The sequence below is a fragment of the Streptomyces sp. NPDC048417 genome, from assembly GCF_040651615.1.
In the GTDB taxonomy this organism is placed as follows: Bacteria; Actinomycetota; Actinomycetes; order Streptomycetales; family Streptomycetaceae; genus Streptomyces.
In genome coordinates, this window is sequence record NZ_JBEZKI010000024.1 from 1 (window position 1) to 18,998 (window position 18,998).

Sequence of the window (18,998 nt, forward strand, 5' to 3'; positions counted from 1 at the left end):
GCTCTCGGCCCGCCCCGCGGGCGGGGCACAGGGGTGACGCCGTGGGCCCCGGCGGGGGCCGGCCCCGCCCCTCGTGGGGGCCCCGCGCCGCACGGCGCGGGCACCTCCTTGTCGTCCGTCGTCCCATGTTCCGGATAATGATCGTCCTGTTGTCAGTGGGGACCGGTACGCTCGAAAGCACGATGACAGAGGACCTCTCACCGGCCGAGCGGTATGCGGCGGCCCGCAGGCGGGCCGCCGAGCAGGCCACCGCGCTCGCGTCTTTCCGCGAGATGTACGAATTCGGCCTCGACCCCTTCCAGATCGAGGCCTGCCAGGCGCTCGAAGCCGGGAAGGGCGTACTGGTGGCCGCCCCCACCGGCTCGGGCAAGACGATCGTCGGCGAGTTCGCCGTCCACCTCGCCCTGGAGCAGGGCAAGAAGTGCTTCTACACGACACCCATCAAGGCACTGTCGAACCAGAAGTACGCCGACCTGTGCCGCCGCTACGGCGCGGACAAGGTCGGTCTGCTCACCGGCGACAACAGCGTCAACTCCGACGCCCCCGTGGTCGTGATGACCACCGAGGTGCTGCGCAACATGCTGTACGCGGGCTCCCAGACCCTGCTCGGCCTCGGCTACGTGGTCATGGACGAGGTGCACTACCTCTCCGACCGCTTCCGCGGCGCCGTCTGGGAAGAGGTGATCATCCACCTGCCGGAGTCCGTGACCCTGGTGTCCCTGTCGGCCACCGTGTCCAACGCCGAGGAGTTCGGCGACTGGCTCGACACCGTGCGCGGCGACACCGAGGTCATCGTCTCCGAACACCGTCCCGTCCCGCTGTTCCAGCACGTGCTCGCCGGGCGCCGGATGTACGACCTGTTCGAGGAGGGCGAGGGCCAGAAGAAGGCCGTCAACCCCGACCTCACCCGGCTGGCCCGGATGGAGGCGAGCCGACCGTCCTACCAGGACCGCAGGCGCGGGCGGGCCATGCGCGAGGCCGACCGGGAGCGGGAGCGCCGGCAGCGGTCCAGGGTGTGGACACCGGGACGCCCCGAGGTCATCGAACGCCTCGACTCCGAGGGCCTGCTGCCCGCCATCACCTTCATCTTCAGCCGCGCCGCCTGCGAAGCCGCCGTCCAGCAGTGCCTGCACGCCGGCCTCCGGCTCAACGACGAGGAAGCACGTGAACAGGTGCGCGCCCTCGTCGAGGAGCGCACCTCGTCGATCCCGCGCGAGGACCTGCACGTCCTCGGCTACTACGAATGGCTGGAGGGCCTGGAGCGCGGCATCGCCGCCCACCACGCCGGCATGCTCCCGACCTTCAAGGAAGTCGTCGAGGAACTCTTCGTACGCGGCCTGGTCAAGGCCGTGTTCGCCACCGAGACCCTGGCGCTCGGCATCAACATGCCCGCCCGCTCGGTGGTGTTGGAGAAGCTCGTCAAGTGGAACGGCGAGCAGCACGCCGACATCACCCCCGGCGAGTACACCCAGCTGACCGGCCGGGCGGGCCGGCGCGGCATCGACATCGAGGGTCATGCCGTGGTGCTGTGGCAGCGGGGGTTCAGCCCCGAGCACCTCGCGGGACTCGCCGGCACCCGCACCTATCCGCTGCGCTCCAGCTTCAAGCCGTCGTACAACATGGCGGTCAACCTGGTCGAGCAGTTCGGCCGGCACCGGTCGCGGGAACTTCTCGAGACCTCGTTCGCGCAGTTCCAGGCCGACAAGTCGGTCGTCGGGATCTCCCGTCAGGTGCAGCGCAACGAGGAAGGACTCGAAGGCTACAAGGAGTCCATGACCTGCCACCTCGGCGACTTCGAGGAGTACGCGCGACTGCGGCGCGAGCTGAAGGACCGGGAGACCGAACTCGTCCGGCAGGGCGCCGCCGAGCGGCGCGCCGAGGCGGCGGTGGCGCTGGAGAAACTCAAGCCGGGCGATGTCATCCACGTGCCGACCGGCAAGTACGCCGGGCTCGCGCTGGTCCTTGACCCCGGGCTGCCCGCCGGGCGGTCCAACGGCCATCGTGGCTTCGAGCAGCACGACGGGCCGCGGCCGCTGGTGCTGACCGCCGAACGGCAGGTCAAACGGCTGGCGTCGATGGACTTCCCGGTGCCGGTCGAGGCGCTGGAGCGGATGCGGATCCCCAGGTCCTTCAACCCCCGCTCCCCGCAGTCCCGTCGCGACCTCGCGTCCGCGCTGCGCACCAAGGCCGGGCACATTCCGCCGGAGCGGGCCCGCAAGAAGCGCTCGCAGGCCGCCGACGACCGCGAGATCGCACGGCTGCGGACCGCGATCCGGGCGCACCCCTGCCATGGCTGCAACGACCGGGAGGACCACGCCCGTTGGGCCGAGCGGTACCACCGGCTGATGCGGGACACCTCGCAGCTGGAGCGGCGGATCGAGGGCCGGACCAACACCATCGCCCGCACCTTCGACCGGATCGTGGCACTGCTCACCGAGCTGGACTACCTGCGCGGCGACGAGGTCACCGAACACGGCAAGCGGCTGGCCCGGCTGTACGGCGAACTCGACCTGCTCGCCAGCGAATGCCTGCGGGCCGGGGTCTGGGAGGGGCTCGCCCCCGCCGAACTGGCCGCGTGCGTCTCGGCGCTGGTGTACGAGGCACGGGTCGGGGACGACGCGATGGCCCCGAAGCTGCCCTCCGGGAAGGCCAAGGCCGCGCTCGGTGAGATGGTGCGGATCTGGGGGCGGCTGGACGCGCTGGAGGAGGAGTTCCGGATCACCCAGACCGAGGGCGTCGGGCAGCGGGAACCGGACCTCGGCTTCGCCTGGGCCGCGTACATGTGGGCGTCGGGGACGGGGCTGGACGAGGTGCTGCGGGAGGCGGAGATGCCGGCCGGGGACTTCGTGCGGTGGTGCAAGCAGGTCATCGACGTACTCGGGCAGATTTCCGCGGCTTCTCCGGTGGAGGGGTCGACCGTGGGGAAGAATGCGCGCAAGGCGGTTGATCTGGTGCTGCGGGGGGTTGTGGCCTACTCGTCGGTGGGCTGACGGGTTCATCGGCGGGTGCGGGTGGAGTGTGGCTGGTCGCGCCCACGCGGCGGTAGCCGCAGATTGATACGGTCCCGCGCCCCTGGGTCGGGTGCCTCACCCCTGGCTCAGATAGTTCCGCCAACCTTTGTGGCGTGTGATGTCCTCCGCGTTCGCCAGTGCGCTCGGTTCGCAGAGGAAGCCGGGGATCTGACTGCCGTCTGCCAACTCCACCTTGCCCAGGGCCATCGGGCGGGGGAGCGCCGACAACAGGCGGCCCAGGCCTTCGGCCGGAAGGCTCCACACCTCCGTCTCGATCGCCGCGCCGCCCTGGTCCACACGGACCAGGCCCGGCTTCGGTGGGGTCGTCCGGAGGGCGTACAGGCGGTACGTCGGTGCTGTTGTCGTCGTACGGTCCAGGACCGCTCCCAGCGCCAGGAGCTGCGCATTCAGGGGCTGCCCTGTCAGGTGTGCGCCCACGACCGCCAGGCTTGCCCTCGGCTCCAGGGCGCGGGCGATGGTGGCCAGGCGGTCGTCCGTGAAGGCGGGGCCGATCAGCATCACGCCGAACGGCAGGCCGTTCACCTCTCCCGCCGGTACCGCCACCGCCGCCAGGTCGAAGAGGTTCGTGGAGTTGGTGAAGCGGCCCAGGCGGGCGTTGGCGCCCAGCGGGTCGGCCGCCACCTCGGCGAGGGTGGGGTGGCCCGGGGCGGTGGGGAGCAGCAGGGCGTCCGCGTCGGACAGCTCGGCCAGGGCACGGGCACGCAGGGCGGACAGGCGGTCCTGGTCGGTGAAGAGCCGGTGCGCCGGGATGTCGCGGGCCCCGGTGACGATGCCGCTCACGGTGGGGTCGAGGCCCGCGCCGCCGGAAGCGAGCAGCTTGTCGATGAAGGGGCCCACCGCCGTGTAGCGCTCCGCCACGAACGCGCCCTCGTAGAGCATCGCCGCCGCCTCGGTGAAGGGGGTCAGGTCGAGCGGGCGGATCGAGGCGCCCGAAGCGGCGAGACGCGCGACCGCCTCCTCGTACGCCTCCGCCCAGCCCTCGTCCAGTTCGCCGAGCTGGGAGAGCGGCGGGATCGCGATCCGCCAGGGGCCCGGGGCCCGCTGGGGGAGCGGCGGGAGCGTGCGGTCCGGCGGGGTCGCCAGGTACGACAGCGCCTGCTCGGCCTCCGGGAGCGTGCGGGCGAACACCGTCACGCAGTCGATCGAAGCGCAGGCCGGGACCACCCCGGTGGTGGGTACCAGGCCCCGGGTGGGCTTCAGGCCGACGATGCCGTTGAAGGCCGCCGGGATCCGGCCCGAGCCCGCCGTGTCCGTGCCGAGAGCGAAGTCGACGATCCCGAGGGCCACCGCCACCGCCGAACCCGAACTGGAGCCGCCGCTGATCCGGGCCGGGTCGATCGCGTTGCGGACCGCGCCGTACGGAGAGCGGGTGCCGACCAGGCCCGTCGCGAACTGGTCCAGATTGGTCGTGCCGAGGACCAGCGCGCCCGCCGCGCGCAGGCGGGCCACCACCGGGGCGTCGGACTCCGGCTCGTAGGCGTACGCCGGGCAGCCCGCCGTCGTGGGCAGTCCCTGTACGTCGATGTTGCCCTTGGCGGCGAACAGGCGCCCGGCGAGGGGGAGGCGCTCGCCCGCCGCGACCCGCGCGTCGACGGCTCGGGCCTCCGCCTCGGCCTCCTCCCGCGGGCGCAGGTCGATCCAGATCTCGGGACGGTCGACCGCTTCGATGCGCGCGTAGGCGGCACGGACCCGGGAGACGGTGCTGGACATGCTCTCTTGCTCCTGTCGGTCAGTTCGCGGTAGGCGCCAGGACCAGCAGTGCCGTCCCCGCCTCCACCTGGTCGCCCGGCCTTGCCAGGATCTCCGTCACCACGCCGGCCATGGGTGCGTGCACCCTGGACTCCATCTTCATCGCCTCCAGGGCGAGGAGGGCTTGGCCGCTGGTCACCTCGTCGCCGGGCGCCACGTTCAGCTGCCATACGGAGGCGGCGAATTCGGCCTCTATCAGGCGGCCGCCCGGCGGGACGGACACCTCGGCCGGTGCGGTGGACGCGGGCGCAGTCGCCGCCTGAGCCCTCGCGAACTCGCCGGCCGCCTCCCAGGCGTCGCGCTCAGCGGCGAAGGCGTGTTGCTGGCGCGCCCTGAAGTCCCCGATGGCATCCGCGTGTTCGGAGAGGAACTCCTGGTAGGACGCGAGGGAGAACGTCCCCTCCTCGATGCGCGGCACGAACCTGCCGGAGGTGATGTCGGCCCGCAGGTCGAGGAGTTCGTCGGCGGACACCGGATACCACCTGATCCGGTCGAAGAACCGCAGCAGCCACGGCGAGCCCGGCTGGAACGCCCCGCGCTGCTGCCAGCCCGACCACACCTGGGTCGTACGGCCCACGAACTGGTAGCCGCCCGGGCCCTCCATTCCGTAGACGCACAGGTAGGCGCCGCCGATGCCGACGGAGTTCTCGGCGGTCCAGGTGCGGGCCGGGTTGTACTTCGTGGTGACCAGGCGGTGGCGCGGGTCCAGCGGGGTGGCGACAGGGGCGCCCAGGTACACGTCGCCCAGGCCCAGGACCAGGTACTCGGCGTCGAAGACCGTGCGATAGACGTCCTCGACCGAGTCCAGGCCGTTGATCCGGCGGATGAACTCGATGTTCCACGGGCACCAGGGAGCGTCGTCGCGGACGCCCGCCATGTAGCGGGCGATCGCCTCGCGGGTCGCAGGGTCGTCCCAGGAGAGGGGGAGGTGGACCGTGCGGGACGGCACCACCAGTTCGTCGGTGGGCGGCAGATCCAGGACGATCTCCCGTACCGCGGAAAGGAGTTCGGCCTGGGTGAGCAGGCCCGGGTCGGTCTGGATCTGGAGCGAGCGGATCCCCGGCGTGAGGTCCCTGACCCCGTGCAGGTCCGCCGCCGTCACCGCCTCCATCAGCGCGTGGACGCGCATCCGCAGGGCCAGGTCCAGCTGCATCGGGCCGAACTCGACCAGCAGGTTGTCGTCGCCGCTGCGCCGGTAGGTCACGTCCCCGTCGCGGGCCAGGACACCGCCGTCGAGGATCTCCGGGCGGGGCGCGCCCGTCACGTCGACCGGGGCGAAGCGGACCGTGTCGCCGGGCCGGAGCTGGCCCAGCTTCCAGCGTTCGCCGCTCAGGACGGTCGCCGGGCACACGAACCCGCCGAGGGAGGGGCCGTCGGGGCCGAGCAGGACCGGCATGTCGCCGGTGTAGTCGACGGCGCCGACCGAGTACGGGGTGTCGTGGATGTTGGACGGGTGCAGGCCTGCCTCGCCGCCGTCGGCGCGTGCCCAGCGCGGCTTGGGGCCGACCAGCCGGACCCCGGTGCGCGCCGAGTTGAAGTGCACCTTCCACTCGGCCGCGTAGAAGTCCCGGATGTCGTCCTCGGTGAAGAACTCCGGGGCGGCATGAGGGCCTTCGACGGCCGCGAGGTGCCAGACGGCGGTGAAGTGCGGGCGCTCGGCGACGGGAACGCCGTCCGTCACGGCGCCGCCGTGCAGGACGTCACCCGTGCGCAGCGCCCGGCCGCCGTGGCCGCCGAACCGGCCCAGCGTGAAGGTGCTCGCGCTGCCGAGGAAGGCGGGCACGTCCAGGCCGCCGCCCGCGAAGAGAACGTAGCTGCGCAGGCCGTGTGCGGCAGGGGCGCCGATCTCCAGCAGTCCGCCCGCCGGTACCGTCACCGGCTCCCACTGCGCGACCGGGGCGCCGTCCAGCGTCACCGGGGCCGGTGCGCCGGTCACGCAGACGGTCGTGGGGTGGGTGAAGCGCAGGGAGGGGCCCTGGAGGGTGCATTCGAGGCCGGGGGCGCCCTCCGGGTTGCCCAGCGCCCGGTTGCCGAGCCGGAAGGAGCGGTCGTCCATCGGGCCGCACGGAGGCACCCCGACCTGCCAGTAGCCGGTGCGGCCCGGCCAGTCCTGGACCGTGGTGAGCGTGCCGGCGGCGACGACCTCGATCCGGGGGGTCGGGTCGGTGACCGTGGCGAGGGTCGCCGTCGAGTGGAGGGCGGCCCGGAAGTCCGGTTCCGTGAGCGCGGAGCGCACCAGACCCAGGTTGGTCTCGATGCCGTCGACACGGGTGCGGGCCAGCGCCTCGTCGAGAGCGCGCAGCGCCCGGTCGCGGTCGGGGCCGTGGGCGATCACCTTCGCGAGCATCGGGTCGTACGACGTCGTGACCTCGGTGCCGGTCTCCACCCAGCCGTCGACGCGTACCCCCTCCGGGAACTCCACCCGGGTCAGCAGGCCGGCGCTGGGCCGGTGGTCGCGGGAGGGGTCCTCGGCGTAGACGCGGGCCTCGACGGCGTGGCCGCGCGGTTCGCCCGGATCCCGGACGACGTCGGACTCGCCCCTCGCCAGGCGCAGCATCCAGGCGACCAGGTCGACGCCGTAGATCTCCTCGGTGACCGGATGCTCCACCTGGAGCCGGGTGTTGACCTCCAGGAAGTAGGCCTCCTCGCGGGCCGCGTCGTACACGAACTCGACCGTGCCCGCGGAGCGGTAGCCCACGGCCGCGCACAGGTCGCGTGCGGAGGAGGCGAGTTGTGCGCGCACGTGCGGCGGCAGGCCGGGGGCCGGGGCCTCCTCGACCACCTTCTGGTTGCGGCGCTGGAGGGAGCAGTCCCGGTCGCCGAAGGTGACGACCCGGCCCGTGCCGTCGCCGAAGACCTGCACCTCGACATGGCGGGCGTGCTCGACCAGGCGTTCCAGGAAGACCCCGGCGGAGGAGAAGGAGGCGGCGGCCACGCGCTGGACGCGGTCCCAGGCGTCGGTCAGTTCGGCGGCCGATCGACATGCCGACATACCGATGCCGCCACCGCCGCCGGTGGCCTTGAGCATCACGGGATAGCCGATGGCGGACGCCTCGCGCAGGGCCTCGGCCAGGTCGGAGAGGAGCCCGGTCCCCGGTGCGAGGGGAACTCCGGCCGCCTCGGCCGCAGCCCGTGCCGTGTGCTTGGCGCCGAACAGCTTCAACTGCTCCGGGGTCGGGCCGACGAACACGATCCCGGCCGCCTCGCAGCGCCGGGCGAAATCGGCGTCCTCGGACAGGAAGCCGTACCCGGGGTGGATCGCGCCGGCTCCGGTGTCCTTGGCGGCCTTCAGGACCAGGTCGGCGTCGAGGTACGACTCCTTCGCCGGGGCCGGGCCGAGCCGTACCGCCTCGTCGGCGAGGCGGACATGGGGTGCCGAGCGGTCGGGGTCGGAGTAGACGGCGACCGTGCGCAGGCCCAGTTCGCGGGCGGTGCGGATGATGCGGACGGCTATCTCGCCCCGGTTGGCGATCAGCAGCGTGTCGAAGCTCATCCGGCGGCTCCGATCGTCATCTCCACCGCTGTCGGTTCGAAGCCGTTGCACGGGTTGTTGATCTGCGGGCAGTTGGAGACCAGGACCAGGACGTCCCGTTCGGCCCGCAGCGTCAGCTTCAGGCCCGGGGCCGAGAGGCCGTCGACGATGCCGAGGGTGCCGTCCTGCTCGACCGGCACGTTCATGTACCAGTTGATGTTGGAGACCAGGTCGCGCTTGCCGAGGCCGTGCTTCGCGCCCTCCGCCAGGAAGTTGTCCACGCAGGCGTGCTGCGACCAGGTGTGGTGGCCGTAGCGCAGGGTGTTGGACTCCTTGGAGCAGGCGCCGCCGACCGTGTCGTGCCGGCCGACCTCGTCGGCGACCACGGTCATCAGCGGGGTGTGCTCGTTGGAGAGCAGCACGCTGCCGGTGGTGAGGAAGAGGGAGCCCTGGGCGTGGACGGTGTCGGGGGCGCTGTAGCGGACCGCCGTGTCGTGGGCGTCGTAGACGAGGAAGTCGACGGCCTGGTTGCCGTGCAGGTCGGTGATGGTCAGGGTCTCGCCGTCGCGGATGACGGCGGACCAGGCGGCGCGGGCCGGGACGACGGTCCTCGTGGTCATGCGAGCCCCCTCGCGGCGAGGAAATCGGCGGTGTTCAGGAAGGCCCGGCGCCCCTCGGGGGTGGCGTCCCAGAGCGGGTCGCCGGGCGGGGTCGGGGCGGCGCGCCAGGCCAGGACCTCCAGCGCGGTGCTGACGTAGTCGGGGCGCGGGTCGGCCGGGTGCGGGACGTTGGCGATCAGTACGGTCAGGTCCTGCTCGGCGCGGAGCGTGACGCTGCCGCCGGGACCGGCCGAGCCGGTGAAGTCCAGCGTGCCGTCGTCGCGCACCTCCACGCCCTGGAAGAACGACAGGGACGGCGGCAGGTCGCGCGGTTCGAGGCCGTTCTTCGCCGCCGCCAGCTTGAACAGCTCACGGCCGGCGGGGGAGGGCGACTGCGGGGTGCCGTCGCCGTAGCGGGTGGAGTTGCGGACCAGGGTGGAGGTGCCGCACAGCGCGTCGTGGCGGCCGGAGGTGTCGGCGACGACGGAGGCGAGGACCCGGCCCTGGTCGGAGAGGAGCAGCACCCCCTCGCCGAGGTAGGCGTTCCACTGGACCTTGACCGTGTCGGCGACGTTCAGCCGCTCCCAGGGGCGGTCGGCGACATACAGCAGGAGGTGCGCGCAGGCGTCGCCGTGCGGGTCGGTCAGGCGCAGTTCGGTGCCGCGGGCCAGGACGCGGTGCGTGTAGTTGCCGCCCGCCACCGTCTCGGCCCACACCAGGTGGCCCGCCTCGCAGGGCGGGTCCCGCCAGTCGGCGGCCGGTACGACGGGCATGGCCTCGGCGCGGGCGCCCTCCTGGGCGCGGGCATGTGCCCGGGCTCCGTACGTGGTCGCTGTCGCCATCGCTGACCTCCGGCTTCGTGGGCTCGGCGTTGTTTCTGTCGCCCGACAGAAATTAGGTGCGGGCCGGGTCGGAGGCGTTGCCGTGGCGTTCCGGCCCGGTTACCGAGGGCTCACCGGGGGCGCTCGGCCCGGCGGCCGGGCCTCGTGGTGATCGTCGTGCGGTGCCGTGTGCGAGGATCGAACGCATGGGGACGAGCAGTGGCCGCCGGGTCGGCCGGCCGCGGGCGGCGCAGCGGCCGGACAGTGGCCTGGACCCGCGGGCCGAACTGCTCGTGGCCGCGGCCGAGTTGTTCACCACCCGCGGCTACGCGGCCACCACCACCCGGGCCGTCGCCGAGCGGGCGGGGATGCGGCAGGCGTCGATGTACCACTACGTCTCCGGCAAGGAGGAACTCCTCGCCGAGCTGCTGGAGTCCACCGTCACGCCGTCGCTGGACTGTGCGCGTGAGCTGCTCGCCGACGACGCGGCCCCGGCCGAGGAGCGGCTGCGGGCGCTGTGCCGGGCCGACGTGGAGCTGCTGTGCACCGGGCCGCACAACCTCGGCGCGCTCTACCTGCTGCCCGAGGTGCACACCGAGCGGTTCGCCGGGTTCCATGCCGTACGGGCCGAACTCAAGGACGCCTACCGGCAGTTGATCGCCGCGACGGTCGCCGGCGGGGGGCTCGCCAAGGGGGAGCTGGAGCTGCGGACCGACCTCGTCTTCGGACTGATCGAGGGCGTCATCCTGATCCACCGCTCCGAACCGGAGCGTCCCGTCGACGAGTTCGCCCGCGCCACGGCCGACGCCGCACTGCGGATCGCGGGGGTCTGAACCGGGCGGAGGTTTCGGCTCGGAGGGCCGTTTCACCCGTCACGGTGAGTCACCCTCGTACACCCGTACGGCGTTACGCCATGTGTGCGAATACATGCCCTGCGTACAAAATGACCGAGGGTACTCCAGTCGTTTGGGCGTTCTCAGGTGCTTGCCGAATATGACACGGCGTTGATCCGGTCGGACTAAGCTCGCCCGCGGCGCACCGAGTTGAGATGAATTCGTGCGTCTGTTCCCAATCATACGGAAGATCCTGACTGCTCCATGAACCTTCCCCCCACGGACTCCCCCGACACCCAGCCGATTCGTCTCAGAAGGCATACATGGTGAGTGTGCAATCGCCTCCCAATGGCCGTGAACTTTCCCTGGTGCGGGTGCTGGTGCTGCCCGCCATACTGATGGCCGCGGCGACCGCCGCAGCCGTCCTCCTGGTGACGGAGCCCGCCCGGACCGCCGTCGGCGTGTGCGGGGCCGTCGGCATGCTGCTGGTGCTCGCGACGGCGGCGGAAGCGGTACGCCGCGGCCGTGGGCTCCAGGTCGCCAAGGCCGAGCACGCCCGTCACAGCGCGTATCTGGAACAGCGCCTGACCACGACCGACCAGGAGATCGACCGCCTCGGCAAAGAGGTGTTCCCGACCGCGCTCTACCGGCTGAAGGCCGGCGAGTCCCCCAAAGAGGTGATTCGCCAGGTCTTCGATCTCGACCCCGGGCTGCGCCACGCCCCCGAGTCGCAGCGCCGGCTGATCCGCACCATGCTCGACATCGTCGACGAGGAAGACCTCCAGCGCGACTCCCTGGAGCGCTCGTTCGTCAGTGTCGCCCGGCGCGTCCAGGCCATCGTCCACCAGCAGGCACACGAACTGCGGGAGATGGAGGAGGACCACGGCCGCAACCCCGAGGTCTTCGACGACCTGCTGCGCATCGACCACGGCACCGCGCTGATCGGACGCCTCGCCGACTCGGTCTCCGTCCTCGGTGGTGGCCGCCCCGGCCGTCAGTGGCCCAACCCCGTCGCCCTCTACAGCGTGCTGCGCGGCGCCATGTCCCGGATCCTGGAGTACCGGCGCATCGAGCTGCACTCCATCTGCCAGGTCAACATCAAGGGCACCTCGGTCGAACCGCTCATCCACGCGGCCGCCGAACTCCTCGACAACGCCACCCGCTACTCGCCGCCCTCCACCAAGGTGCACGTCACCGCCGTCGAGGTGCAGTCCGGCGTGTGCATCGAGATCGAGGACGCCGGCGTCACCCTCAACGAGGAGGCCCGCGGCCGGATCGAGGGCATGCTGGAGAAGGCCAAGCAGGGCAAGGACATCCAGGTCCTCGGCGAGAACCCGCGCCTGGGCCTCTCCGTCGTGGGCCGCCTGTGCACCACGTACGACATGGACGTCTCGCTGCGCGCCTCGGCGTACGGCGGTGTCCGGGCCGTCCTCATCGTGCCCAGCGACATGATGACCACCGACCCGGCCCCCGGTATCGCCCACGGCATCGGCGCCACCGGCATCCCGAAGCCCGAACTCGGCGCCCTCGAAGGCCCCAAGCGGCCCCCCAAGAAGCGCCGGCCCACCAGCCCCCGCATCCCCGCCGGGATCTCCATGGAGGACGACGTCCCCGAGGTCACCGAGTGGACCGCGGGCGGACTGCCGCAGCGGCGCAGCCGGATGAAGACCCCGCTCAGCCAGCGGCTCGCCGAACAGGCCGCCATCGAGCGCGCCGAGCGCGAGGGCACCCCGACCATCTGGTCGCAGCACAAGGAAGCCGAGCCCGAGAAGCCGGAGCCGGAGCGCCGCGAACCCGGCCTCTGGGTCGAGGCCTTCTGGGAGGGGCTGAAGAAGAACAACCCGGGTGTCCACCCCACCGACTTCACCCGGAACCCGACCAACTACCTGCACCTGATCAACGACCAGGCCGGCCCCGAAGCCGACGACGAGGGGGACCTCAAGTGATCCAGCAGCGAGGCAACTTCGACTGGATGCTCAAGCAACTCGCCGACGGGGTACCGGGCGTCGAGATGATCGTCGTGCTCTCCGCCGACGGACTGCGCATCGCCCGGCACGGCGGCGACCCCGACGCCGCCGACCGGCTCGCCGCCGCCTGCGCCGGAGTGCAGAGCCTGGCCACCGCCGTCGCCCAGGAACTCCCGATCAGCAACGGCGACATGAACCTCGTCCTCATCGAGATCGACCGGGGCTACTTCTACCTGATGTCCGCCGGCGCCAACGCCTACCTCGCGGTGCTCGCCGACGTGACCTGCGAACCCGGCCGGATGAGCGAGATGATGCGCGACCTCGTCGTCCGCATCGGCGCCCATCTCACCAGTCCGCCCCGGCGGAACGGGCAGACCGTATGACTCCTCCGCAACGCAAGCGGCGTCAGCCCAGGCCGGAACACCAGCCGCCATCGCTCCCGCCCACGCCGACGACCCCCGAGAGCGGCGGCGAGGACGGTGACAACAAGAACCCCGAGCGGCTCTACGTCATCAGCGGAGCCGACGGCGCACGGGCCGAACTCGACCTGGTCACCTTAATCGTGGCGCGCGCCGACCCACCGCCCTCGGTCACGCCGGAGCAGGCGGCGTTGCTCCGGCTCTGTCTCGCCCCCCTGTCCGTGGCCGAGCTCTCGGCCTACCTCAATCTGCCGTTCAGCGCGATGACGGCACTGATCACCGAGCTGATCACGGCCGAACTGGTGCAGGCGCGAGCCCCGATCGTCCGCCAGGCGCTCCCCGACCGTTCACTTCTCGAAGCGGTGATGCATGGACTTCAAAAGCTCTGACACGATCCCCGGCCCCCGCTCCGAGGACCATCTGCCGCACACCGCCCAGGCGGCGGTGAAGATCGTGATCGTGGGCGGCTTCGGAGTCGGCAAGACCACCATGGTCGGTTCCGTCAGCGAGATCAGACCGCTGACCACCGAGGAGACCATGACCCAGGCCGGCATCGGGGTCGACGACAACTACGGCTCCGACTCCAAGACCGCCACCACCGTGGCCATGGACTTCGGCCGCATCAGCATCACCGACCAGCTGGTCCTCTACCTCTTCGGCACCCCTGGCCAGGAGCGGTTCTGGTTCCTGTGGAACGGCCTGTTCGAAGGCGCGCTCGGTGCGGTCGTGCTCATCGACACCCGGCGCCTGGAAGTCAGCTTCGACGTGATGGGGCGCCTGGAGGAACGCGGGGTGCCGTTCGTCGTCGCCGTCAACTCCTTCCCGGACGGCCCCCGTTACCCCATCGAGGAACTGCGGACCGCGCTGGACCTGCCCCCCGATGTCCCCATCGTGGAGTGCGACGCCCGCCGCCGGGCCTCCAGCCGTGACGTCCTGATGACCCTGATGCGCTTCCTGCACTCGCTCGCCATGTCCGGCGCGCTCACCTGACACCCCCACCGGAGCGATCACTGTGACGCCTGAATCCCCCTCCCCGGCCGGCGCCAGCACGGACCCGGCCCCGCCGCCCGGCTGCCCCGCACACGACCGTGGACCCGGCGGACTGCAACGGCTCTACGGCGCCGAAGCCGACCACCTGGGCGAGCTGTACGAGAAACTGCGTGAGGAACACGGCGCCGTGGCGCCCGTCCTGCTCCACGACGACGTACCGATCTGGGCGGTCCTCGGACTCACCGAGAACCTCCAGATGGTCCGCACCCCCGCCGTCTACACCCGCGACAGCCGCATCTGGACCCCGCTGCGGGAGGGCATGGTCAAGCCCGACCACCCGCTCATGCCGCACATCGCCTGGCAGCCCATCTGCTCGCACGCCGAGGGCGACGAGCACATGCGGCTGCGCGCGGCCGTTCAGGGCGCCATGACCACCATCGACCACCGCAGCATCCGCCGCCTGATCGGCCGCTACACCCAGCTGCTGGTCAACGAGTTCTGTGAGAGAGGCCGCGCCGAACTGGTCTCCCAGTACTCCGAGCACCTGCCGATGGCGGTCATGTGCGAACTGCTCGGCATGCCCGAGGAGTACAACGACCGGATCGTGGAGGCCACCCGGGACGCGCTCAAGGGCACCGAGACCGCGATCGCCAGCAACGAGTACGTCATGGGCTGCCTGACCCGGCTCACCGCCCGCCGCCGGGGCCGCCCCGAGGACGACTTCACCAGCCACCTCGTCAACCACCCGGCCGGACTCAACGACGACGAGGTCGCCCAGCACCTGCGGGTCGTCCTCTACGCCGCCTACGAGACCACCGCCAACCTCCTCGCCAACGCGCTGCGCATGGTCCTCACCGAGCCGGGCTTCCGCGCCCAGCTCAACGGCGGCCAGATGACCGTGCCCGAGGCGATCGAGCAGTCCCTGTGGGACGAGCCGCCGTTCAGCACGGTCTTCGCCTACTTCGCCAAGCAGGACACCGAGCTCGGCGGCCAGCGCATCCGCAAGGGCGACGGACTGCTGTACGCGCCCGCGCCGGGCAACGTCGACCCACGGGTCCGCCCCGACCTGAACGCCAACATGCAGGGCAACCGCTCCCACCTCGCCTTCGGCGGCGGCCCGCACGAGTGCCCCGGCCAGGACATCGGCCGTGCCATCGCGGACGTCGGGGTCGACCAGCTGCTGACCCGGCTTTCCGACATCCAGCTCGACTGCGAGGAGGAGGACCTGCGCTGGCGGGCGTCGATCGCGTCCCGGCACCTGGTGGAACTGCCGGTGCGCTTCGACCCGAAGCCCAAGCAGGACGTGACCCTCATGCCGAGCCCCGCGCTGGTCCCGCCGCAGCGCACCGACTGGCAGGTCGGCACCACCCGGCCGGCAGCACCGGCACCGGCACCGGCACCGGCCCCCGAGCCCCAGCCCCTGCCCGTGGCACCCCCGCCGGCCGCGGCCGTGCCGCCGGAACCCGCCAGGCCCCAGGGCATCTGGCCGAGGCTGCGCCGCTGGTGGCTCGGCCGCTAGCGGTCCCGCCGACCGGCCCAGTCCTCGTACGACTCCCAGGCCCGCAGCGTCCGCACGCTGCACAGCCGGTGCTCCACCCCCGTGACCGGATCGGTGAACTCCAGCCTCCGCGCCAGCAGTTGCAGCGGACGCCGGAAGTCACCGTCCGGCACGGGGCCGGTCACCTCGGGATACAGCGGATCGCCGAGAATCGGCACGCCCAGCGCGCTCATGTGGACGCGCAGCTGATGGGTCTGCCCGGTGTGCGGGGTGAGCCGGTACCGCCCCAACGCCCCTTTGCGCTCGACGAGTTCGACGAGCGTCTCCGCGTTGGGTGCCCCCTCGACCTCCCGCGCCGCCGGCACCCCGCGCTCCTTGAGGATCCGGCTGCGCACGGTCCGGGGGACGGCGAGCGAGGGGTCGTACGGCGCGATCGCCTCGTACTCCTTGCGCACCCGCCGCGCGCTGAACAGCGTCTGGTAGGCACCCCGCTCCTCGGGCCGTACCGTGAACAGCACGAGCCCGGCGGTGAGCCGGTCCAGCCGGTGTGCGGCCCCCAGCGCGGGGATTCCCAGCTCCCGCCGCAGCCGCGCGAGCGCGGTCTCGGTGACGTGACTGCCGCGTGGGGTGGTGGCGAGGAAGTGCGGTTTGTCGGCGACGACGAGGTGGGCGTCGCGGTGGACCACTTCGAGGGCGAAGGGGACGGGAACCTCGGGGGGCAGGTCGCGGTGGAACCAGAGGTAACGGCCGGGGGTATAGGGCGTGTGGGCGGCGACCGGGTGTCCGTCGACGCCCACGACGAGCCCCGCGTCCAGCATCTCCGCGACGACGCCGGGCGCGGCTCCGGAGAGCCGGGCCACCAGGTAATCACCGACGGTGGCCCAGGTGTCGGCGAAGGGCAGCCGCACCCGAACGGGGTCCACCCCTCGGCGCTGGGGGAGTGGGGAAGGCGGGGCCGCGGTCTTACGTCTCATTTGCAGCCAAGGGTACGGGGGCGCCCCTTCAGGGGCGCGGGGCTGTATCGATATGCGGCTCCGCCGCGTGGGCGCGACCAGCCCCCGGCGCCAGCCCCGGGACCGGCCCCCGGCACCAGCCCCGGTACCAGCCCCCGGTACCGGCCCCGGGACCAGCCCCCGGGACCAGACCCCGCGCCCCGCACCCGATCAGCTACGCCACAGCCTCCGGCACGGCCACCGGGCTTCGGGACTCCGCCCCGGTGAGCCGCCAGACGGCACCCACCGTCACCGTCACCGTCAGGAACAACACGGTGAACCACCGGAAGTACCAGTGACCCCCACTGGGGTCGTACACCGCCCCCCGAGGCCATGCCAGATTCACGCTCATCACCAGCCCGTACAGCAGCGCGACCGCGTTGACCGGCACCCCCCACCGTCCCAGCGAGAACAACGGCGCCCCGGTCTCGTCCGTCCCCTCGACGCCGAACTCCCCCCGCAGTCGCCGTACCAGCAGCGGCCCGGTGACCATCGCGTAGGCGAGATACAGCATCACGATGCACGTCGTCCCGATCGCCAGGAACGCGTCCGGCGACGCGAAGTTGAGCAGCAGCAACGCACCGGCCAGCACGCCCACCACCACGGCCGGCGCCCCCGGCATGCCCGTACGGGGGTTCACCCGCGCCAGCCGGCCGGCGAAGGGCAGTTGCCCGTCCCGTGCCATGGAGAACAGCATGCGCGAGGCCGCGGTCTGGATCGCCAGTGTCGCCACCGCGATGGCCACCACCACGTCGGCGAGCAGCACCCGGCCCACCCCGTCGCCGAGACTGCTGGTCAGGACGTAACTCAGCCCGTCCACTCCCAGCCGTCCGTCGGTCAGGCTCGGCGCGGCCAGCAGGCCGCCGAGGACGACCAGCCCGCCCAGCAGCCCCGCCGCCCCCAACGCCGTGAGGATCGTGCGCGGTGCCGTCCGCCGCGGCTGGTGCGTCTCCTCGCTCATCTCGCCCGCGCTGTCGAAGCCGATCATCACGTACGCGGCCGTGAACGAACCGACCAGCAGGGCGCCCAGCAGGCCCCCCTCGGCGGCCGTCCCGGTGTGGAACGTGATGCCGGGGGAGCGCTTGGAGTGGGTGAGCAGCAGCACGATGATCAGGACCGCGCCGATGATCTCGGCGGTCACACCGACCCGGTTGATGACGGACAGCACGCGGTTGTCCATGATGTTCACGAGGGTGGTCAGGACCAGCAGGACGACACCCAGGACGGCCGCGTTGGCGGCTCCGTCGGCCGAGGTCGGCGCCGCGTCCGTGCCGATGAGCTGGAAGCCGGACCAGAGCGCGGGCAGCACCATCTGCAGGGCCAGCGCCGCCGCCGCGACCACCACGATCTGCCCGATCACCATGATCCAGCCGGCGAACCAGCCGAAGGACGGGTTCGACAGCCGTGAGGACCACTGGTAGATCGCGCCCGAGATCGGGTAGCGCCCGGCGAGTTCGGCGAAGCAGGCGGCCACCAGCAACTGGCCGATCAGCACGGCCGGCCAGGCCCAGAAGAAGACCGGGCCGCCGAACGCGTACCCGAAGGCGAAGAACTGGAAGACGGTCGTCAGTACGGAGATGAAGGAGAACCCGGCGGCGAACGAGGCGTACCGGCCGAGGCTGCGGTGCAGCTCCTGGCGGTAGCCGAACTCCTCCAGGGAGTGGTCGTCGGACTCCTTCAGGGAGCGGTCGTCGGTGGTCGTCACGGCGATACCTGCCTGTCAGGCGGATTTCCTGTCGGGCGACAGAAATTAGGGACGCGCTGTTTCGACGGCGTCACACCGGCATGTCCGGGGCGGGCCCAAGTCCTCACGCTCTTGCGGCGCCACGCCAAACGCGATACATCGTGTCCATTGACTCTCGCGCTCGACTCGCGATATGTTCTGTCACGGATATTCGGTGACGAGGAGACTGGCGGAGAGGGTGAGGTGGGTGTCGATGGCGACCAGGCGCCGCAAGTTGGGCAACCCCTTGGCGCTCGCCGTGATGGTGCTGCTCGTCGAGCGGCCGATGCACCCGTACGAGATCGCCCAGACCCTGCGCAGACGCGGCAAGGACACCAGTCTGAAGATCAACTACGGCTCGCTCTACACCGTCGTGCAGAACCTGGAGAAGCACGGCTTCGTCGAGGTCACCGACGTGGAACGGCAGGGCAACCGCCCCGAGCGCACGCTGTACGGCATCACCGACGCCGGGCGCGAGGAGGCGGCCGAGTGGCTCTCGGACCTGATCGCCGTGCCCGCGAAGGAGTACCCCATCTTCGAGGCGGCGCTGTCGCTGATGGGGGCACTCCACCCCGACGAGGTCGCCCGGCTGCTGGAAGAGCGACTCAATGTCCTCGACGTGCGGGCCGCGAGCCTGCGCGGAGGCCTGGACAAGCTGCGCGAGACGCTGCCCCGGCTCTTCGTGATCGAGGCCGAGTACCAGTTGCACATGGTCGAGGCGCAGGCCGAGTGGGTGCGCGGGTTCCTGGCGGAGCTGACGGAGGGCGACTTCCCGGGCGTCGTGGACTGGCGGCACTTCCATGAGACGGGGGAGATCCCCGAGGAGTACCTGAAGCTGGAGGCCGAGTTCGAGCAGAAGCAGTGACGAACAGACCCCGGCAGGGCTGTTGCAGCAGCCCGGCC

14 protein-coding genes are annotated in these 18,998 nt (G+C 71.5%); 8 read left to right on the top strand and 6 right to left on the bottom strand.

Annotated elements, in window-relative coordinates; all coding sequences use genetic code 11:
* Window positions 1–137: 137 nt before the first annotated feature.
* On the top strand, window positions 138–2,990 hold the full coding sequence (locus tag AB0D59_RS33155) for a DEAD/DEAH box helicase (protein ID WP_362573473.1): 2,853 nt from the start codon (window positions 138–140) through the stop codon (window positions 2,988–2,990).
* A gap of 96 nt (window positions 2,991–3,086) precedes the next feature.
* On the opposite strand, the gene atzF is transcribed toward AB0D59_RS33155, so the two are convergent.
* From atzF to AB0D59_RS33175, 4 genes are read right to left on the bottom strand one after another with little or no spacing between them, the layout of a single operon-like run.
* Window positions 3,087–4,742: an allophanate hydrolase gene (gene atzF / locus AB0D59_RS33160; RefSeq protein WP_362573476.1), complete on the bottom strand. Its 1,656-nt coding sequence runs from the start codon at window positions 4,740–4,742 to the stop codon at window positions 3,087–3,089.
* 19 nt (window positions 4,743–4,761) lie between these two features.
* Window positions 4,762–8,274 (bottom strand): 5-oxoprolinase/urea amidolyase family protein, encoded by a 3,513-nt coding sequence (locus AB0D59_RS33165; RefSeq protein ID WP_362573479.1) that lies wholly within the window; start codon window positions 8,272–8,274, stop codon window positions 4,762–4,764.
* On the bottom strand, window positions 8,271–8,873 hold the full coding sequence (locus AB0D59_RS33170; RefSeq protein WP_362573482.1) for an urea amidolyase associated protein UAAP2: 603 nt from the start codon (window positions 8,871–8,873) through the stop codon (window positions 8,271–8,273). Before AB0D59_RS33170 ends, AB0D59_RS33165 begins: the two co-directional genes overlap by 4 nt.
* Entirely contained in the window at window positions 8,870–9,694 is an 825-nt protein-coding gene (locus AB0D59_RS33175) for an urea amidolyase associated protein UAAP1 (protein ID WP_362573484.1), read from the bottom strand. The genes AB0D59_RS33170 and AB0D59_RS33175 overlap by 4 nt, the downstream gene beginning before the upstream one ends.
* A gap of 185 nt (window positions 9,695–9,879) precedes the next feature.
* Here AB0D59_RS33175 and AB0D59_RS33180 point away from each other — a divergent pair, with 185 nt between their 5' ends.
* The 6 genes from AB0D59_RS33180 (at window position 9,880) to AB0D59_RS33205 (ending at window position 15,401) form a co-directional block, all read left to right on the top strand.
* Window positions 9,880–10,506, top strand: coding sequence for a TetR/AcrR family transcriptional regulator (locus tag AB0D59_RS33180; RefSeq protein WP_362573487.1), 627 nt, complete (start codon window positions 9,880–9,882; stop codon window positions 10,504–10,506).
* 323 nt (window positions 10,507–10,829) lie between these two features.
* A complete protein-coding gene (locus tag AB0D59_RS33185; RefSeq protein ID WP_362573489.1) occupies window positions 10,830–12,452 on the top strand; it encodes an ATP-binding protein in 1,623 nt (540 codons plus the stop codon).
* Window positions 12,449–12,856, top strand: a complete 408-nt coding sequence (locus tag AB0D59_RS33190; RefSeq protein ID WP_351700336.1) for a roadblock/LC7 domain-containing protein — start codon at window positions 12,449–12,451, stop codon at window positions 12,854–12,856. Before AB0D59_RS33185 ends, AB0D59_RS33190 begins: the two co-directional genes overlap by 4 nt.
* The gene (locus tag AB0D59_RS33195; RefSeq protein ID WP_362573492.1) at window positions 12,853–13,281 is read left to right on the top strand and encodes a DUF742 domain-containing protein; all 429 of its coding nucleotides are present in this window, start codon (window positions 12,853–12,855) and stop codon (window positions 13,279–13,281) included. The genes AB0D59_RS33190 and AB0D59_RS33195 overlap by 4 nt, the downstream gene beginning before the upstream one ends.
* Window positions 13,262–13,882, top strand: a complete 621-nt coding sequence (locus tag AB0D59_RS33200; protein ID WP_362573495.1) for an ATP/GTP-binding protein — start codon at window positions 13,262–13,264, stop codon at window positions 13,880–13,882. Before AB0D59_RS33195 ends, AB0D59_RS33200 begins: the two co-directional genes overlap by 20 nt.
* Window positions 13,883–13,904: 22 nt before the next feature.
* Window positions 13,905–15,401, top strand: a complete 1,497-nt coding sequence (locus AB0D59_RS33205; protein ID WP_362573498.1) for a cytochrome P450 — start codon at window positions 13,905–13,907, stop codon at window positions 15,399–15,401.
* On the opposite strand, the gene AB0D59_RS33210 is transcribed toward AB0D59_RS33205, so the two are convergent.
* Window positions 15,398–16,354 carry an RluA family pseudouridine synthase gene (locus tag AB0D59_RS33210; protein ID WP_362573500.1) on the bottom strand — a complete coding sequence of 319 codons (957 nt, stop codon included), beginning with the start codon at window positions 16,352–16,354 and terminating at the stop codon, window positions 15,398–15,400. The genes AB0D59_RS33205 and AB0D59_RS33210 overlap by 4 nt on opposite strands.
* Window positions 16,355–16,547: 193 nt before the next feature.
* On the bottom strand, window positions 16,548–18,077 hold the full coding sequence (locus AB0D59_RS33215) for an amino acid permease (RefSeq protein WP_362573503.1): 1,530 nt from the start codon (window positions 18,075–18,077) through the stop codon (window positions 16,548–16,550).
* A gap of 232 nt (window positions 18,078–18,309) precedes the next feature.
* On the opposite strand from AB0D59_RS33215, the gene AB0D59_RS33220 reads away from it, so the two are divergent.
* Window positions 18,310–18,960 (top strand): PadR family transcriptional regulator, encoded by a 651-nt coding sequence (locus tag AB0D59_RS33220; RefSeq protein WP_362573506.1) that lies wholly within the window; start codon window positions 18,310–18,312, stop codon window positions 18,958–18,960.
* The last annotated feature ends 38 nt before the right edge of the window (window positions 18,961–18,998 follow it).